Source organism: Tundrisphaera macrotermitis (genome assembly GCF_051175315.1).
GTDB lineage: Bacteria > Planctomycetota > Planctomycetia > Isosphaerales > Isosphaeraceae > Tundrisphaera.
In genome coordinates, this window is sequence record NZ_CP195100.1 from 4429953 (window position 1) to 4447385 (window position 17433).

The window sequence follows — 17433 nt, forward strand, 5'->3', positions numbered from 1 at the left end:
CGGGCCGCGCTCACCGGGAGCCCCGGAGGGACGCCTCCCGGAGGGCGTGGCCGATCGCCCGCGCGGCCTTCTCGGCGTCGGCGTCGGCCCCGTCGATCAGGGTGGGCGGGCCGAGCCGGGTGCCATCGGGCATCCAGGCGGCGACCTGCCCCCGATAGGCCAGGATCATCGCCACCAGCCGCTCGTCCGCGTCGAACAGGGCGATCTGGCCGAAGCGATCGAGGACCGCCGTCAGGTTCGACCGGGCGCAGGCGACGAACCGGCCTCCGATCCGATCCAGGGCCCGGGGCAACGTCATGATCTTCGATGCGGGCACGGTGAGCGGGCCCGCATCGAGCGCGCCGGAGGGCCTCGGCGGCGGATCGGCCTGCGCCCAACCCGGCAAGGCCCAGGAGACCAGCCGGCCGGCCGACCAGGACACGATGGTGGCCCGGCGCCCGACCCGGAGGGCCATCCCCATCGGGCCCAGGGTCAAAGTGAGGCCGGGGTGGGACTTCGCCTGGGGCACCACGAAGGCCGGCTGGCCGGCGCCGACCGTGGGCAGGACCATGAGCCGGGGCCCCTGGATGAGCCGGGCGGCGATCATCGACCCGTCGGCGGATAGGGCGAACCGAGTGCAGCTCGCATGGGGCGAGAACTCGCGGAGTGCCGTCCCCGCAGGGCCCTGGAAGGCCAGGAGCCCGGGGGGCCCATTCGACCGGATGGCCCGGATCACCAGGATGTCGCCCCGGAGCTGGGCCTCCAGGATCAGGCCGCCCTGCAATGAGGGTTGCCCCTGATCCATCGGGGTGAACTCGGACCAGGGCGGGCTGACCCCGTCGAGCTGGATCGAGCCCGATTTCGGCTCCAGGGAGATCGACGCGCCCGCCTTCAGGGTGTCCCCCGAGGCCCGAATCGTCAGGCGATGGGGCGGGCTGGGATAGGCCGACGCGACCCGGATCACCATCGGCCTCGCCGCGCCCCGCCGGTCGCCGCCCGCAGGGCCCGCGCGGTGCACCAGGCCGGTGGATAGTTCGACGGCGATCGTCTCGGTCGGGGTGCGGGCGACGACCGCATGCAGCCGGCGGAGGTAGAACCATTCCCGGGCGGCGTCCGCGGTCGCCGCCAGGTGATAGGACCGGACGGTTCGCGTAGCGTAGTCGTAGTGGACGCCCGCGAGCGAGGCCGACGCGGTCAGGCCGCCCGCGAAGAAGCCATTGGCCACGCCCACCACGTTGGTCACGTCGGCCATCGGCGCCCCCCCGGCCAGGCCCCGGGGCAGGGTCTCGGCGGCCGAGCCGTCCAGGCTCCAGGCGTGCAGCATCCCGCCCAGGCCGGTCAGGGCGAGCCGATGGGCGTCGTGATCGAAGGCGAAGTCCACCGCGCCGCGCTGGTCGTCCAGCCCCATCCGGAATGGGAAGGGGACCGGCTCGATGTCGCCGCTCCAGGCCCTCGGGTCGCCCCGGCGGGGTCCGGCCGGGGCCGGGTCGGGCCGGGGATCGACCCGGAACGCGGCGATCGGGACCTTCGCGCCGTGCCGCCACTCGGCCAGCTCGACCCGCCCCGGCTCGTCGGCGGAGACCGTGAACAGGCGGGTGCCGGGGCCGGCCCGGCGCGACGCGGCGGCGAAGTCGGGGGCGGCCAGGCTCCGGGGGTGGCTCAGCACCACCACGTCGCCCGGCGTCCCGGCCCCGAAGCCCCGCGCCTCCAGCACCGCCTCCAGGGCCGGGGCGGGGTCGGCCGATAGGTCGCTCGCCTCCCAGAACGAGGCCAGGGCGTCGGAGTCGTCGGCGGCCGGGTCGAGCAGGCGGCCGTCGGTGCTGGTGCCGCCGATCCGCCAGGGCCGTCCCTTCCGGTCGGCGTTCCGGCCCAACGCGATGGCCGCCGCCGCCAGGACCAGCCGGACGCGGCCCCAGCATCGGACCCCCTGGTCGAGCAGGATCGTCAGGTCCTCGCCGATCGGCTCGTGCGGCTCCTCGCGGCGGAAGTACAGCAGCTCGTTCTCGGCGAACCGGCGGACGAACTCGTCGGGGTCGACGGCCAGCTGGCCGGGCAGGATCCGGTCGATCGATCCCCGATTGCCGATGTCGGCATATCCGCCCGTCGGCAGGCCGTGATCGGTCCGCCGCCGGGGCGGCAACGCCAGGGCGCCGACCATCTGGGAGACCATGGGGGCGGCCCCGGCCAGCCTTTCGCGGGCCTCCAGGGTCTCCAGCAGCCCGGCCACGGCCGGAGGCTTGCGGGCGATGATCTCCCGGGCGATCTCCGGGCCGGCGTCGCCCGGAGGGGCGGTGCCGTGGCGGAACCAGTGGTCGACTTCTTCGGGCGGGAGCTTGCCGAGTTCCGAGAAGAAGAAGGCCTCGAAAACCACCCCCGACATAGACGGGGTCTCGACCTCGTCTGCGAGCGGCGAGGTCGTGTTGCGGTGCACCGCCATCGCCGCCCGCAACGAGCCGTCGCCGAGGCGGACGATGATCTCGCGCGGGTCGGGCGGATCGACGGTGATCGGCAGCCCTCGACAGATCCGAGCGCAGAGCGCCCCCCCGTTTCGGGCCCGGCGTCCGGCCTCGCGATACTTGCGGGTCCATTCAGCGAAAGGGGCCAGATGCTCTTCGATTTCTCTTGGGGTGTATGGCTCGTCCGGGAACCACTTATTGGATTTCCCCATCACCGAGACCCGCCTCTGCACGTTCCGCCCGTCCAGCAAGAGCATGAGGTTGACGATGTGGGCGAAGTGGATCAGGGGCCCCACCGACGCATAGCCTTCCAGGAACAGGGCCACCTCGTTGGCGAAGCAAAGCGTCGTGCCGTCGCCGTACTCAATTGCGTCGCCGTTAGCCGACCAGCGCGGGTCGAAGGCACAATTGCCGGCATAAGCATACCCGGCCGGGATCCGCAGATACGCCTCGACCCGATTCATGACGCCCCGCCCTCCGGGGCCGATGCCAACGCCAGGCGGATGCCGGCCCGGGTCAGCGGCCGAAATGCGGCGCGGGGGATCCGCTCGACGGTCGCGTCCGGGCCGATCAGGGCTAGTTCGTCGTCGGCGACCTCCAGCGCCAGGCGGAGCCAGGCCTCGGGCCAGCCGGGCCGGGGGGCGAACCCGAGCGGGACCAGGAGGTCCCGGCCCCAGAACCGCTCGGCCCCCTCGATCGGCGGCAGCGACGCCCCCAGCAGCAACGCGGTCGCCCCGGAACGGGCCCCCCGGGCCGACTCGATCTCGGCGGAGGGGGCGGTGTCGGCCCACCGGGCGAGGTCGGCCACACGGCAGCGGAGGGCCGAGGTCGGCCGGGGCCGGTGGTCGCGGGCCAGGGCCAGCCGCGCCGGGGGGGGCAGGTCGGCCGGGGCCGGCTCGGGCACCACCGGCTCGGGGGTGAGGGCGCGGGGCAGGGGGATCGCCCCGTCGAGCGAGTCCGGGGCGTCGAAGCAGGGCAGGGGCGACCCCGGGGGGAACCAATGGCCGTCCTGCTCGATGAACAGGGCCACGCCGGGGAGGGGCAGGAGGCACCGCAGCACCCGGGCGTTGCCGGCCCGCCAGGCGACCCAGGTCACGTCGCCGTCGGCCAGGACCATGACGCCGGGCTCCCTCCGCAAGGACGCCAGCGTGCCCAGGGCCGAGGTCGGCAGGCGGGCCAGGCTCGCTTGTTCCGCCGGGTGGTTCAACGAAGGCGGGACCCGAGGGGACGGTGGGGTGCATCGCGCCCGATGCGTGGATGTTACTGTAGCGATTCCCCGCCGTCCCCGGCAATCGCGGACCATCGGGCAAAGAAAACGGCCCGAGGATCGTCAACACCTATGCGGAACCGGCGTGGCGGGTCGCACGTCCAAGGGGTTGGTCCTCGGGACGGATGTCGGAGGCGAGCGAATCGAAGGAGGGTCGGCCATGAATCCGCGAAGGCTCGGGATGTGCGGGCGAGTCGGGCTGTGGGTCGCGCTGGTCGCGGCCGGCCCGGCGTGGGGGCAGGGGTTCGTGGTCGACCGGGTGATCCGGCCGACGCCGACGCCGTCGAGGCAGGCGTATGAGATCCGGGAGGTGGACGTCGACGCGAAGGTCGTGGACCAGGTGGCCGAGGTCCGGGTGGCCCAGGTCTTCCACAACCCGGGCTCGGCGACGATCGAGGCCGAGTACCTGTTCCCGCTCCCCGACGGCGCGGCGGTCCAGAACCTCGTCCTGATGGTGGACGGTCAGGAAATGCCCGGCAAGGTGATGGGTAAAGACGAGGCCCGGCGGATCTACGAGGAGATCGTCCGGACCAAACGCGACCCGGCCTTGCTCGAATACGTCGGCCGCGGCCTGTTCCGAGCCAGCGTGTTCCCGATCCCCCCGGGGGCCGACCGCAAGGTCACGCTCCGCTACACCCAGCTTTGCCGCCGCGACCGCGACGTGATCGAGTTCCTGTACCCCCTGTCGACCCAGAAGCATACGTCCAAGCCGGTCGGCAAGCTGACCCTGTCGGTCAACCTCAGCGGCCGGGACGCGATCAAGTCGATCTACTGCCCGAGCGACGACGTGACCGTGACGAGGCCGGGGGAGACCGAGGCCCGGGTCACGATGGAGCGTCGCAACATCATCCCGTCCGGCGATTTCCGGCTGGTCGCCACCCTGGCCGAGGGGGCCTTCGGCGCCACCGTCCTGAGCGTCAAGCCGACCGAGGGGGAGGACGGCTACTTCCTCCTGCTGGCCAGCCCCCGGGTCAAGTTCGAGGACAGCAAGCCGCTGCCCAAGACGGTGGTCTTCGTCCTGGACCGCTCCGGGTCGATGGCCGGCAAGAAGATCGAGCAGGCCCGCAATGCCCTCCGGTTCGTCCTCAACAACCTCCGCGACGACGACACGTTCAACATCATCGCCTACGACGACCGGGTCGAGGCGTTCAAGCCGGAGTTGCAACGCTTCTCGCCCCGGACCCGCGAGGAGGCCGAGCGGTTCGTCGACAACATCCGCGAGGGGGGCAGCACCGACATCGACGACGCCCTCAAGGCGGCCATGGCCCAGATCCCCGACGACTCGCGGCCCAACTACGTGATCTTCCTGACCGACGGCCTGCCCACGGCCGGGCAGACCGCCGAGCTGAAGATCGCCGACAACGCCCGGCAGGCCAACAAGGCCCACGCCCGGGTGTTCGCCTTCGGCGTCGGGTTCGACGTCAACGCCCGGCTGCTCGACCGGCTGGGCGCCGACAACGGCGGGACCAGCGAGTACGTCCGGCCCGACGAGGACATCGAGTCCCACGTGGCGGCGTTCTACGGCAAGATGACCCGGCCGGCCCTGTCCGGGCTCTCGATCGAGATGGCCGGCACCGACGTCAACCGCACCTACCCCCGCGACCTGCCCGACCTGTTCGAAGGCGGTCAGCTGGCCTGGGTCGGCCGATACGCGAAGGCGGGCAAGGTCACGGTCCGCCTGGCGGGCAAGGTGGGCGGCGAGCGCCGGTCGTTCGAGTTCCCCGCCGAGCTGGCCCCCGTCGGATCGAGCGCGGGCCGAGACTACGTGGAGACCCTGTGGGCCGTCCGCCGGGTGGGGGCGATCATCGACCAGATCGACCTCCAGGGGCCCAACAAGGAGCTGACCGACGAGCTGGTCGCCCTCAGCACCAGGTACGGCCTGCTCACCCCCTACACGTCGTTCCTGGCCGATGACCGGGTGTCGCTCCACGCCGATGCCGACAATCGCATGCGGGCGACCGAGAACCTCGGCGCCCTCCGCGAGGTCGCGGGCGTCTCGGGCACGTCGCAGCGGGGCATGAAGCAGCTCTACAAGAACGCCGACCGCTATGGCGCGTATGGGATGGGCGGCATGGGCGGGGGGATGGGCATGGGCATGGGCCCGGCCCCCGCCGCGAGCCAGCCCGCGATGGCCCAGGGCAGAGTGACGATGCAATACGGGACGCTGCCAGGCACCCAGGGACAGCAGGGCCAGCAGGGACAGCAGGGACAGGGATCAGGGCAACAAGGCCAGAGTCAGCAGGGCCAGTCGAATCAACCATCGGGCCGATACATGCACGATACGGTCCTGTATGCCAGGCCAGCTCAGGGCGGGAATGCACCCGTGCGATCGGAGCTTGATGCCGCCGATCCCGCCATGAAAGTCCGGCGGGTCGGGTCCAAGACCTTCTTCCGCAAGGACAACCGCTGGGTCGACGCCGAGGTCCGGCCCGAGGACGAGGCGAAGGCCATCCGGATCGAGCAGTTCAGCGAGCCGTTCTTCGCGCTGGCCCGGGACCAGGGGCCGGAGCGGAACCAGTACCTGAGCTTCGACGAGGCCGTGACCGTCCGGCTCGACGACAAGGTCTATCGCATCGACCCGCCGGCCTCGCGCTGAGCCATCGCCAGCGACGATCCGGGGCCCGGGCCCGGATCGCTCGCGGGCAGGCGGACGACGAACCGGGTCCCCTCGGCCACCGTGCTGGTGGCCTCGATGGTGCCGCCCAAGGCGGTGACGATCCGGCGGGCCACGGAGAGGCCGAGGCCAACCCCTTCCGACCCCAGACGCCGGGCGTGGGGGGATCGGTAGAACGGCTCGAAGATCGCGGCGGCCTCGATCCGCGAGAGGCCCAGCCCGCGATCCTGGACGGTGAAGGACACCGCGTCCGGCTCGCGGGCCCAGGACACCGTGACCGGAGTGCCGGGCTGGCTGTACTTGAGGGCGTTGTCGACCAGGTTATTCAGGACCTGGGAGAGCAGGGGGGGCGACGCGTGGAGGTACGCCGGGCCCGCCCCGGGCCGGATGTCGAGGTCGGCGGCCCGGGGGTGGCCGGACCAGGCCCGAAGCTGGTCGGGGATCCAGCCCGAGAGGTCGAGGGGTTGCCCGCCGGGCGGGACGGCCTCGGCCTCGGCGCGGGCCAGGAACAGGAGCGACTCGATGATCTGGCGGAGCCGGGTCGCTTCCAGGTGGACCCGGTCCAGGGTCTCCTCATATTCCTCGATGGGTCGGGGCCGGCGGCGGACCACCTCGATCAGGCTCAGGAGGCCGGCCAGCGGGGTGCGCAGCTGGTGGGACGCGTCGCCGGCGAAGCGTCGCTGGCGCTCCAGGGCCTCGTGGCGCCGGGCGAGCAGCGCGTTGAAGGCGTGGGCCAGCTCCTCCAACTCGTCGCGGGTGCCGGGGTTGGGCAGCTCGGCCATGTCGTGCTCGGACATGCCCCGCGCCGCGTCGGCCATCCGGAGCATCGGCACGAGCGCCCGCCGGGCCATGCGGCGGGCGAATGCGGCGCACAGGCCCCAGAGCACCGCCGACACCCCGGCCGCGGCGAAGGCCAGGCGGCGGAGGCTGGCCTCGACCGGCCCGGGGGACAGCCCGACGGTGAGGATCAGTTCGCCGTATTCGACGTCGTCGTCGGGGCCGTCGTCCTCGTCGTGCCCCTTGCCCAGCCGCAGCAGTTCGGCCAGGCGGAGGTGGCGGCGGCCGAGGCGCCAGCCGGGGAGATCGGCCAGCACGGTGGCGTCGCCGGGCCGCTCGGGCAGGAGGCCGTCGGGGATCGGCGGCGGGAACTCGCCGGGCCGGATGTTGGGGGAACGGTCGATGATCTTCCCCCGGGCGTCCTGCACGACCCAGCGGGTGTGGTCCTCGCCGGGGTCCATGCCCAGCGTCAGCCGGCGTTCGAGCGGCTCCCACTCCAGGCCGTCCGTCTCGACGTCGACCGACGCTTCCAGGGTGTCCAGGGCCTTCTCCAGGTGGACGTCGAGCTGCTGCGTCAGGTAGGAGCGGCCCAGCAGGTAGAGGCTCGCCGAGAACCCGACCAGCACCGCGGCCAGGACCGCGAGGAAGAACAGGGACATCCGGCGGGCCAGGGTCATGGGGCCTCCCCGGCGGGGCCGAGGAGGTAGCCCCGGCCCCGCATCGTCTGGATCACCCGGGCCCCCCGGGCTTCCAGCTTCCGCCTCAGCTCGAAGATGTGGACGTCCAGCGTGTTGGACAGCCCGTCATAGCGCTCGTCCCACACCTGCTCATAGATCCGGGTCCGCGACAGGACCTCGCCGGGGTGGCGGAGGAACAGGATCAGGAGGGCGTACTCCTTGGGGGTCAGGTCCAGGGCCTGCCCGGACCGCTCGACCCTCTGCGTGGCCAGGTCGGCGGTGATGTCCCCGACGGCCAGGGTCGTGCCGGCGCGGCCCTCCCCCCGGCGGAGCCGGGCGCGGACCCGGGCCAGCAGCTCCTCGAAGGCGAACGGCTTGCAGAGGTAGTCGTCGGCGCCGCCGTCGAGGCCCCGGACCCGGTCGGAGACGTCGTCCCGGGCGGTGAGGAAGAGCACCGGCGTGTCGCGGTCGCGCTGGCGGAAGCGGCGGAGCAGCGACAGCCCATCCTGGCCGGGCAGCCACCAGTCCAGGAGGACGAGGTCCCAGCCCCCGGCCTGCAATGATGCCCACGCCGACTCCCCGTCGGCGGCGTGCTCGACGACGAACCCTTCCTCGCGGAGCCCGCGCACCACGGACGAGGCGATCAGCGCGTCGTCCTCGACCATCAGGATGCGTATCCCCATCGCTGGCCCCCGCCGTTGCCGCGGTCGATCGACGCCCCGGGCCCATTGTACCGCCCATCGCCCGCCGCGCATCAGGCCCACCGGGGCCCGGCCGGGCGGCCGCCCCGGTGGGGAGAGGGCGTCGGGCTGGCCTCGGCCGCGCGGGCCGGCCCGCGGTCGGCGGGCCCCCCGGCCGGCTCGCGGAGGGCGGCCTCGGAGAACATGGCGGCGAGCCATTCCAGAGTCCGGCCGACCACCTCGCCCGCCAGCAGGCCGAGGAGCACGGCGCGGCAGGCGGGCTGGACCAGGAGGATCAGGGCGGTTGCATCCATGGGAATTCCCCTTTCGATTCTCGGGTGATGACGCCCGGCGGCGTCGTATCCTCGACCGACAGGGGCAGTCTAGGGACCGGAGATTAAACGGCCGTTATGCCTGGATTAGTTCGACTTAATGTTGAGGGGACCGCCCCGTCCTTACTTAAGCGCCGGGCACCCCGCCGGGGGGTGGCCCGGGGGGGCGTAGTGCCCGGGCCGATCGCCGGGGGGGCCGGCGAACGCGCCGGGCCATCGGGGGCCGCCCGGCGCGGGGCGGGGGAAATCCGCGAATCCCTGCTTGACCCTTTCGGCGGTCCGGGGTAAGACACCGCCTCGTCTTCATCCCGGTGCTCGCGACCGGCCCACCTCGAACCGCACCTCGATTGCTCCGGCCTCGTCCTGACCGGGAAGGAAGCCGCCGCGCCCCGTCCGAGGGCCGGCTCAACGAACGCATTGGTTTCACGTCTCCGCCCCGGGGACTCGCAAGAAGACCGTCGCCAGGGAAGTCGGCGGTCGTGCCCGGAGTCGGCGAAAAGGAGGTCGCGTTGGGAAGGCTCAGAACGCTCACGATCCTCTTGACCCTCGGCGCGTGGGGAGCGACCACGGATGGTGCCCCCGCCGATGCCGTCAATCCATCAACCGGCGCCCCCACCCGCGCCCCGCTCCAGCTGCCGGCGGGCGACTACCTGAAGGCGGCCAACCGCCTGCTCAGCACGGGCCAGAATGACCTGGCCGCCCGCTACCTGAAGGTCGCCAACGACTACCGAGACCAGCTGTCTCCCGCCGATCAGGCCCAGCTCGATGCCCTGAACGCCAAGCGGAACCCCGCCCCCGCCGACCCGGCCGTGATGCCGGCCTCGGCCACGGCCGCCGCCCCGGCCGCCCCCGCCTCGTCCGCCGGTCGGCCTCGCGGCACGATCGACACGAAGCAGGAGGCCCGGTGGAAGCTCCAGGGCGCCCGCGAGCAGCTGCGGCTGGGCAACTATGACGAGGCCTCGCGCATCGTCGCCCAGGTCCGCACGATGGACGTCAAGTGGGGCCTCTTCGACGAGACGCCCGACAAGATGGACGAGGCCATCGCCAAGGCCCGCCCCAAGACGGCCACCACCGCGGCGACCGCCGGCGGGCCCCGCGATCGCCGCACCGCCCAGGCGAAGCTGAAGGAGGCCAAGGAGCTGCTCGAGAAGAGCCAGTTCGAGCAGGCCGAGGCCATCGCCCTGGAGGTCGAGAGCTGGAACCTGAGCTACAGCATGTGGGACGAGAAGCCCTCCAAGGTGGCCGCCCAGGCCCGGGCCCTCCGTCGCCGCGACATGACCCGCTCGATGCCCCTGAAGGCCCAGCCGAGCCAGGGGATCTATGACGTGCTGGTCGGCGAATCCCGCCACCTGCTCGCCTCCGGCCAGTTCGACGAGGCCGAGGCCAAGGCCCGCCAGGCCCTGCGGATGAACGTCGTCCCCACGGCCACGACCGACCGGGCCGAGGCCGTCCTGAACGACATCTCCGTCGCCCGCGGCCGGTCCGTCGCCGCCGCCGGCGCCCCGGTCGCCGAGCTGGCCAGCGTGGCCGCCGAGCGGGCCGCCAACGACCTGCTCGCCAAGGGGGAGCGTGACAAGGCCGCCGCGAAGTTCGTCGAGGCCGAGCAGCTCCGGACCCGCGAGATGGCCCAGCCGCCCGCCGTGGCCTCCGCCGCCGCGGTCGATCCCGCCGTCCGCCGGGTCGACAACGCCCCGCTGACCCTGGAGATGCCCGCCCCGGCCGTCGCCGCCGAGCCCGCCCCTGCCCTGGAGCCCGCCCCTGCCCTGGAGCCCGGCCCCGCCGCGTTGCCCGAGCTGGCCGCCGAGCCCGCCGCCCTCCCTGCCCCGGAGCCCCTCGCCGCCCCGGCCGAGGCCCCGAGCATCAACCTCGATCCCTCCGCGACGGCCCCGGCCGGCAACAAGGGTGAGGAGCTGATGAGCCAGGCCAAGGCCCTCTTCGGCCAGGGCAACTACCCGGCCGCCCGCGAGCTGGCCGAGCAGGCCAAGTCCGGCGGCTTCGGCGTCGAGCCCGCCGCCGACGAGATGCTCGCCCAGATCGCCCTGTCCGAGCAGGGCGGGGCCCTGGCCGCCTACGAGGCCGCCCTGGACGCCGTCCGCCAGAACGACATCCCCAAGGCCCGCCAGCTGCTGACCGAGGTCGCCGCCTCCGGCGCCGCCCTCGACGAGGCGATGATGCAGAAGGTCCAGGACCTGCTGCTGAAGCTGCCCCAGGACAACGCCGCCGGCAAGGCCACGGCCTCCGACGTGCCGACCTCCGACGCCGAGACGCTCCGGGCCCAGAAGCTGAACGCCGAGGTCAGCACCCGGGTCGCCGAGGCCCGCCGCCTGATGGAGACCGACCCCGACGCGGCCATCAAGCTCCTGGAGACGACCCTGGCCTCGGTCAAGGTCGCCGAGATGCCCCAGACCATCGCCCGCACCATGACGCGGCGGCTGGAGGTGGCCATCGAGCTGGCCAAGAAGGACAAGGTCTCCTTCGACATCAAGATGCAGGACAAGAACGCCCGGGCCGAGGTCGAGGCCAAGAAGCTCCGCATCCTGGAGGCCGACAAGGCCAAGAAGGCGGCCGTCGCCGACCTGATGGCCAAGGCCACCGAGGCCCAGGCCCAGGCCCAGTGGGCCAAGGCCGAGGAGCTGTCCAAGCGGGCCATGGAGATCGACCCCGAGAACCTGGCCGCCGTCATGCTCTCCTACAAGGCGAACATGCAGCGGCACTACGAGCAGTACACCCGCGACAAGAAGGCCAAGGAAGACGGGGCGCTGACGGCCCTCCAGGACGTCGACGCGGCGATGATCATCGACCCGACCGTCACGGCCAACGGGATCGGCTACCCGAAGGACTTCCGCGAGCTGAGCGAGCGTCGCCGCAAGGCCGCGCTGAGCCGGGAGTACAAGAAGGACCCCAAGGTCCTGGCCATCGAGAAGAAGCTCAACGAGCCGATCACGGTCAACCTGACCGACGCCACCCTGACCGAGGCGGTCACGTTCATCCAGAACTACACCGGCCTGAACGTCACGCTGGACCCGAAGGCCCTGAACGATGAGGGGCTCAGCCGCGACTCCAAGGTCTCGCTGTCGCTCAACAGCGTGAAGCTGAAGACGGTCCTGAAGTACATGCTCCAGCCGCTCGGCCTGACCTACAAGGTCGACGAAGAAGTGCTCCTGATCACCAGCCCGCTGACGATGCGGGAGCACACCTACGCCTGGACCTACCCGGTGGCCGACCTCGTCGTCTCGCCGGACAAGGCCATGGCCAGCGCCAACGCCGCCAACAAGATGCCGACCAGCGACCTGGTCAACCCCGGCACCACCTCGGCCAACGGCGGGGCCGCCCTGTCGAGCCCCGGCACGCCGACCACGACGATCTCCCGGACCGTCACGGTCGCCGACATGATGCCCCTGGTCCAGCTCATCACCACGACGATCGCCCCCGGGTCGTGGCGGGTGACCGACGTCAACGGCGGGGCCGACGGCTCCTACGGCATGGGCGGTGCCTTCGGCGGCGACGAGGGCGAGGTGGCCCAGCCCGGGTCGATCACCCCGTTCATGCTCAGCATCAGCCTGATCATCCGCCACACCGCCGAGGTCCACGAGGAGATCGCCGAACTGCTCAAGCAGCTCCGCCGGCTCCAGGACCTGCAGGTCTCCATCGAGGTCCGGTTCATCACCGTGAGCGACGACTTCTTCGAGGAGATCGGCGTCGACTTCGACTTCAACATCCAGTCCGACGTGCTCGGGCCCAAGTCCACCTTCGCGGCCCAGAACCCCAACGCGGCCCTGTTCCCGACCAATAGCCTGGGCGGCAGTGCCGGCTTCGGCACCGGCGGCAACACCGGCGGCACCACCGGCGGCACCACCGGCGGCGGCACCACCGGCACCGGCGGCGGCATCGGCGGCAACACCACCACGGGCGGCGGCGGCGGCCTGGGCGGCGGCTCGGGCGGCTTCGCGGGCGGCGGCGGCGGCGTCGGCGGGGCCGGCATCGGCACCGGCGGCGGCGGCACCACCGGCGGCGGCGGCGCCACCACGGTCCCCCCGTACCTGGTCAACCCGTTCCTGGACCACTCGCTCGGCAATCGCCAGCCGCTCGTCGTCGGCACCGGGGCCGGCGGCATCAAGAACTTCACCCCCGACCTGGGCATCCCCTTCCTGCAGGGCGGCGGTGCGGTGACCCAGCAGATCCAGACGTTCAACGCCATCCCCACCGCGGGGGCGACCTTCGGGATCTCGTTCCTCAGCGACCTGGAGATGTACCTGTTCCTGACGGCCGCCCAGGGCGACGCCCGGAACAACATCGTGCAGGCCCCGAAGATCACCACCTTCAACGGGTCCAGCGCCACGATCAGCAACAATGACCTCCGCTACTATGTCGCCCAGACGATCCCGATCGTCGGGCCCAACTCGGTCGCCCTCCAGCCGATCGTCGGCACCCTGCCCGACGGCGTGACCCTGAGCGTGACCCCGGTGGTCTCTTCCGACCGCCGCTACGTCCGCCTCTCGCTCGCCCCGTTCTTCCAGGCGGTCACCGCCCTCACCACCTTCGCCGGCGGGCAGGGTGCGGTCGGCGGCTCCGGCCTCGGCGGCCAGGGCACCTCGGTCCAGGGGAGCATCCAGCTGCCCGAGACCACCACCACCACCCTGAGCACCACCGTCACCGTCCCCGACGGCGGCACGGTCCTCCTGGGCGGCGTCAAGCGGATGCGTGAGCAGCGGCTCGAGTACGGCGTCCCGGTCCTCGCCAAGACGCCCATGATCAACCGCCTGTTCCGCAACATCGGCATCGGTCGCCGGACCGACAGCCTGATGCTCATGGTCACCCCGAGGATCATCATCCTCGAGGAGGAAGAAGAGCGGATCGGCGTCCGGGCGATCAACCCGAACCCCTGATCCCGCCGGGCCGCAAGCCGGCCCAACCCCGACAACTTCCCCACGCGACCGGCCGCCGGAGGACCCAACCTCCGGCGGCCATTTTGCATTTCCCGCCCGGCATGATTACCCTGGAGGCCACCCAACCCGACCCCCACCCGGAGACCCAGGCCATGCCCGCCGCCCTCGCCCTGTTGGCCGCACTCCTGCTGGCCGGGGCCCCGGCGCAGGGCCGCGACGAGCCGGCCCCCCCGGCGGACTCCTTCCGCCCCGACCCCGCCTGGAAGCCGCTGGGCAACGCCATCTGGTTCGACCCCGCCGCCAAGAAGCTGATCCTCCGCGCCCGGGTGTCGCTCACCGAGGGGCCGCTCGAACACCTGCTCTGCCGCAAGGGGACCAAGGAGCACGAGGCGATCCTCAGCACCGAGGCCCCGCCCCGCACGATCCACGCCGGCCTCCTGCTGACCGGGGCCACCCCCGACCACCCCGTCCGGTTCGACCCCAAATACGAGCCCCCCGCCGGCACCCCGCTGGCCATCGAGCTGGAGTGGGAGGACGGCGGCAAGGCCCATCGCATCGACGCCCGCGAGTGGATCAAGGACCAGGCCAACGGCAAGGGCCTGGACCGGGACTGGGTCTTCGCCGGCAGCGAGCTGTTCCAGGACCCGCAGACCAAGGCGATGCTCTACGCCGCCGACGACGGCGACCTGATCACCGTGGCCAACTTCCCGTCGTCGATCATCGACCTGCCGTTCCGCAGCTCGGCCAACGACGCGGACCGCGCCTTCGTCGCGTTCACCGAGCGCATCCCGCCCCGGGGGACCCCCGTCACCATGACCTTCCGCCCCCGCGCCGCGGCCAAGGCCGCCACCCCCAAGCCCGCCGCCCCCAAGCCCGCCCCGGCCCGGTGATCGCGGCCGTTCGGGCCGCGATGTGGCCCCGTGTTTCCATGCCAATCGCCCAAAATTGACTTTGTTGCGTCGGATAGGTAGGATTGGCCGTGACGCCCTCCTCGCAGCGGAGATTGTCGGTCATGGCCTCCGAGACAACGTCCATCGTCGATTGGGTCGAAGCCAACCGCCAGCTGGCGGGCGCCACGCCGCAGGAGATCCTGCGGTGGGCGGCGGAGACGTTCGGTTCGCGGCTGACGATGGCCACGGCGTTCGGGCCCGAAGGGTGTGTGATCCTCCACATGCTGTCCGAGATCGACCCGGGCGTCCGCGTGTTCAACCTGGACACCGGCTACCAGTTCGCCGAGACCCTGGAGCTGCGCGACCGGATCGCCGGCCGCTACGGCATCGAGGTCGAGTTGGTCCGCCCCGAGGAATCGGTCGAGGTCTACGAGCTGAACAACGGCGGCCCGGTCTACGCGACCGATCCCGACCGCTGCTGCCGGGACCGCAAGCTGGTCCCGCTCCGCCGCGCCGTGCAGGGCTACGACGCCTGGATCTCGGCGATCCGCGCCGACCAGTCGGCGCACCGGGCCAAGGCCAGCGTGGTGGGCTGGGACGCCAAGTTCGACCTGGTGAAGATCAACCCGCTGCTGGCCTGGACCAAGCGAGACGTGTGGGCCTTCATCGTGGCCAACGACGTGCCGTACAACCCGATGCACGACCACGGGTACCCGTCGATCGGGTGCTGGCCGTGCACCCGGGCAGTGGGACAGGGGGCCGACGAAAGGGCCGGCCGCTGGGCGGGCCAGGCGAAGACCGAATGCGGCCTGCACTCGCTCGACAGCAGCCAGCTATGAAGATCTCCGCCAAGGCCGAATATGCCTGTTTGGCCATCCTGGCGCTGGCCCAGCCCCGGCCCGACGGGGCCCCGGTCCGGATCCGCGAGATCGCCGACGCCAACGCGATCCCGGAGCGATACCTCGTCCAGATCCTCCTCCAGCTGAAGGGGGCCGGGCTGGTCCACAGCACCCGGGGGGCCTCCGGCGGCTATCGCCTGGCCCGCCCCCCGGAGTCGATCTCGCTCCGCGAGGTCCTCTCCGCCATCGACGGCCCCAACGAGGTCGCGCGCGAGTCGTCCGGCCCGGCCGGCCGGGTGCTCGCCGCCGTCTGGCAGCTGGTCAGCGACGCCGAAAGGGCCGTGCTGGAGAAGACCTCGATCGCCGAGCTGTCGCAGCGGACCGCGCCCCGCGAGTGGACCATCTGAGGAGTTCGAGCCATTCCCGCGACGACCCCACCGGGCCCGGACGGGCTCATCCCCCCGTACGGCGGCACCCTGGTCGACCTCCTCGTCGACGACGCCCGCGCCTCCGAGATGAAGGCTCGGTCCCAGGGCCTCGCAAGCCTGACGCTCGACGAAGCCGCCCTGTGCGACCTGGAGTTGCTGGCCGTCGGCGCCTTCTCCCCGCTCCGGGGGTTCATGGGCGAGGCCGACTACCGCCGCGTCGTCGCCGAGTCGCGGCTGGCCGACGGCACCTTCTGGCCCGTGCCGATCGCCCTGCCGGTGGACCCCGGCGCCGGGGCCGAGGTCGGCAAGCCCCTGGCCCTGCGCGACGTGTACGGCAACCTGCTCGCCTTCCTCCACGTCGAGGAGATCTACCCGGCCGAAACGTCGGGCGACGCCCCGGCGAAGCATCATGCGGCCGGCCGCCTGGAGGTGATCCGGACCCCGCCGCACTACGACTTCGTCGAGCTGCGCCGCACGCCCGGGGAACTCCGCGAGCACCTCGCCGGCCTGGGCTGGACCCGGGTTGTCGCCTTCCACGCCCGCGACCCGATCCGCCGGGTCGACGAAAGGTCGATCCGGGAAGCGATCGCGCAGGTCGGCGGTGGGCTGCTGATCCACGCGGTCGTCGGCGTGCCCCGCCCCGGCGACGCCGACCACTACACCCGCGTCCGCTGCCATCGCGCCCTGGTCGAGGCCGCCGACGAGCCCGCCCCGACGGTCCTGAGCCTCCTGCCGTCGGGCCCGCCGAAGGGGGTCCCGGGCGAGTCCCTGCTGCACGCGATCATCGCCCGCAACTTCGGCTGCACCCACCTGATCGTCGGCCCCGAGATCCCGGGCAACCCGAAGGCCCACCAGCCCGAGATCGGCGTGGGCCTGTACGCCCCGGCGAGCGAGATCACCGCGGGGTCCGAAACGGCCGACCTGTCCGACCGGCAGGTCCTGGACGACTACCTGGCCCGGGGCATCCCGCTGCCGGAGTGGTACATCCACCCGGCGGTCGCCGCGATCCTGGCGGAGGCCCACCCGCCCCGGCATCGCCAGGGGCTGACCATCTGGTTCACCGGGCTGTCGGGGTCGGGCAAGAGCACCGTGGCCCACGGCCTGATCGAGCGTTTGGCCGAGCATGGCCGCAACGTCTCGTTCCTGGACGGCGACGAGATCCGGACCCACCTGTCGCGCGGCCTCTCCTTCAGCAAGGAAGACCGCGACGCCAACATCAACCGCGTAGGCTACGTCGCCGGCCTGATCAACCAGCACGGCGGGACCACCATCTGCTCGGTGATCAGCCCCTATCGCGGCCCTCGGGAGAACGCCCGCAAGGCCTCCCGGGGGAACTTCGTCGAGGTGTTCTGCGACACCCCGATCGACGTCTGCGAACGGCGCGACGTGAAGGGCCTCTATGCCCGGGCCCGCAACGCCGTGGCCGAGGGGAAGGGGCTGGGCTTCACCGGGGTGGACGACCCGTACGAGGCGCCGATCGCCCCCGAGGTCACGCTCGACACCAGCCGGATGGGCGTCCGCGAGTGCGCCGACGCGATCATCGCCCGGCTGATCGAACTCGGCTACCTCCGGCCCCCGGGCCACGCCGCCGGCTGACGGGCGGGCCCG

The 17433-nt window shown here is 72.1% G+C and carries 11 protein-coding genes; 6 read left to right on the forward strand and 5 right to left on the reverse strand.

The window, feature by feature from the left end; all coding sequences use genetic code 11:
* Positions 1–10: 10 nt before the first annotated feature.
* Complete coding sequence (locus TA3x_RS17840) at positions 11–2899, reverse strand: hypothetical protein (protein WP_435016010.1); 2889 nt, start codon at positions 2897–2899, stop codon at positions 11–13.
* A complete protein-coding gene (locus TA3x_RS17845; RefSeq protein WP_435016011.1) occupies positions 2896–3642 on the reverse strand; it encodes a hypothetical protein in 747 nt (248 codons plus the stop codon). The genes TA3x_RS17840 and TA3x_RS17845 overlap by 4 nt, the downstream gene beginning before the upstream one ends.
* Before the next feature lie 220 nt (positions 3643–3862).
* Between TA3x_RS17845 and TA3x_RS17850 the strand changes: the two genes are divergently transcribed.
* Positions 3863–6298 (forward strand): VIT domain-containing protein, encoded by a 2436-nt coding sequence (locus TA3x_RS17850; protein WP_435016012.1) that lies wholly within the window; start codon positions 3863–3865, stop codon positions 6296–6298.
* Here the strand turns inward: TA3x_RS17850 and TA3x_RS17855 are convergent.
* The 3 genes from TA3x_RS17855 to TA3x_RS17865 all read right to left on the reverse strand — a co-directional run bounded on the left by TA3x_RS17855 (position 6268) and on the right by TA3x_RS17865 (position 8764).
* Positions 6268–7770, reverse strand: a complete 1503-nt coding sequence (locus TA3x_RS17855) for a HAMP domain-containing sensor histidine kinase (RefSeq protein ID WP_435016013.1) — start codon at positions 7768–7770, stop codon at positions 6268–6270. The genes TA3x_RS17850 and TA3x_RS17855 overlap by 31 nt on opposite strands.
* Positions 7767–8453: a response regulator transcription factor gene (locus tag TA3x_RS17860; RefSeq protein ID WP_435016014.1), complete on the reverse strand. Its 687-nt coding sequence runs from the start codon at positions 8451–8453 to the stop codon at positions 7767–7769. Before TA3x_RS17860 ends, TA3x_RS17855 begins: the two co-directional genes overlap by 4 nt.
* Positions 8454–8524: 71 nt before the next feature.
* On the reverse strand, positions 8525–8764 hold the full coding sequence (locus TA3x_RS17865) for a hypothetical protein (protein ID WP_435016015.1): 240 nt from the start codon (positions 8762–8764) through the stop codon (positions 8525–8527).
* Positions 8765–9291: 527 nt separating this feature from the next.
* Here TA3x_RS17865 and TA3x_RS17870 point away from each other — a divergent pair.
* From TA3x_RS17870 to cysC, 5 genes are all read left to right on the forward strand, one after another.
* A complete protein-coding gene (locus TA3x_RS17870; RefSeq protein ID WP_435016016.1) occupies positions 9292–13668 on the forward strand; it encodes a type II secretion system protein GspD in 4377 nt (1458 codons plus the stop codon).
* Between the two features lie 152 nt (positions 13669–13820).
* Positions 13821–14558, forward strand: a complete 738-nt coding sequence (locus tag TA3x_RS17875; RefSeq protein WP_435016017.1) for a YdjY domain-containing protein — start codon at positions 13821–13823, stop codon at positions 14556–14558.
* Between the two features lie 122 nt (positions 14559–14680).
* Positions 14681–15397 carry a phosphoadenylyl-sulfate reductase gene (locus TA3x_RS17880; RefSeq protein ID WP_435016018.1) on the forward strand — a complete coding sequence of 239 codons (717 nt, stop codon included), beginning with the start codon at positions 14681–14683 and terminating at the stop codon, positions 15395–15397.
* On the forward strand, positions 15394–15804 hold the full coding sequence (locus TA3x_RS17885; RefSeq protein ID WP_435016019.1) for an RrF2 family transcriptional regulator: 411 nt from the start codon (positions 15394–15396) through the stop codon (positions 15802–15804). The genes TA3x_RS17880 and TA3x_RS17885 overlap by 4 nt, the downstream gene beginning before the upstream one ends.
* 48 nt (positions 15805–15852) lie before the next feature.
* Complete coding sequence (gene cysC / locus TA3x_RS17890) at positions 15853–17421, forward strand: adenylyl-sulfate kinase (RefSeq protein WP_435022389.1); 1569 nt, start codon at positions 15853–15855, stop codon at positions 17419–17421.
* Positions 17422–17433 lie beyond the last annotated feature (12 nt).

Coding starts and splice junctions, on each gene's coding strand:
- TA3x_RS17840 (WP_435016010.1), bottom strand. CDS start 2,899: ATGAATCGGGTCGAGGCGTATCTGCGGATCCCGGCCGGGTATGCTTAT.
- TA3x_RS17850 (WP_435016012.1), top strand. CDS start 3,863: ATGAATCCGCGAAGGCTCGGGATGTGCGGGCGAGTCGGGCTGTGGGTC.
- TA3x_RS17855 (WP_435016013.1), bottom strand. CDS start 7,770: ATGACCCTGGCCCGCCGGATGTCCCTGTTCTTCCTCGCGGTCCTGGCC.
- TA3x_RS17860 (WP_435016014.1), bottom strand. CDS start 8,453: ATGGGGATACGCATCCTGATGGTCGAGGACGACGCGCTGATCGCCTCG.
- TA3x_RS17865 (WP_435016015.1), bottom strand. CDS start 8,764: ATGGATGCAACCGCCCTGATCCTCCTGGTCCAGCCCGCCTGCCGCGCC.
- TA3x_RS17875 (WP_435016017.1), top strand. CDS start 13,821: ATGCCCGCCGCCCTCGCCCTGTTGGCCGCACTCCTGCTGGCCGGGGCC.
- TA3x_RS17880 (WP_435016018.1), top strand. CDS start 14,681: ATGGCCTCCGAGACAACGTCCATCGTCGATTGGGTCGAAGCCAACCGC.
- TA3x_RS17885 (WP_435016019.1), top strand. CDS start 15,394: ATGAAGATCTCCGCCAAGGCCGAATATGCCTGTTTGGCCATCCTGGCG.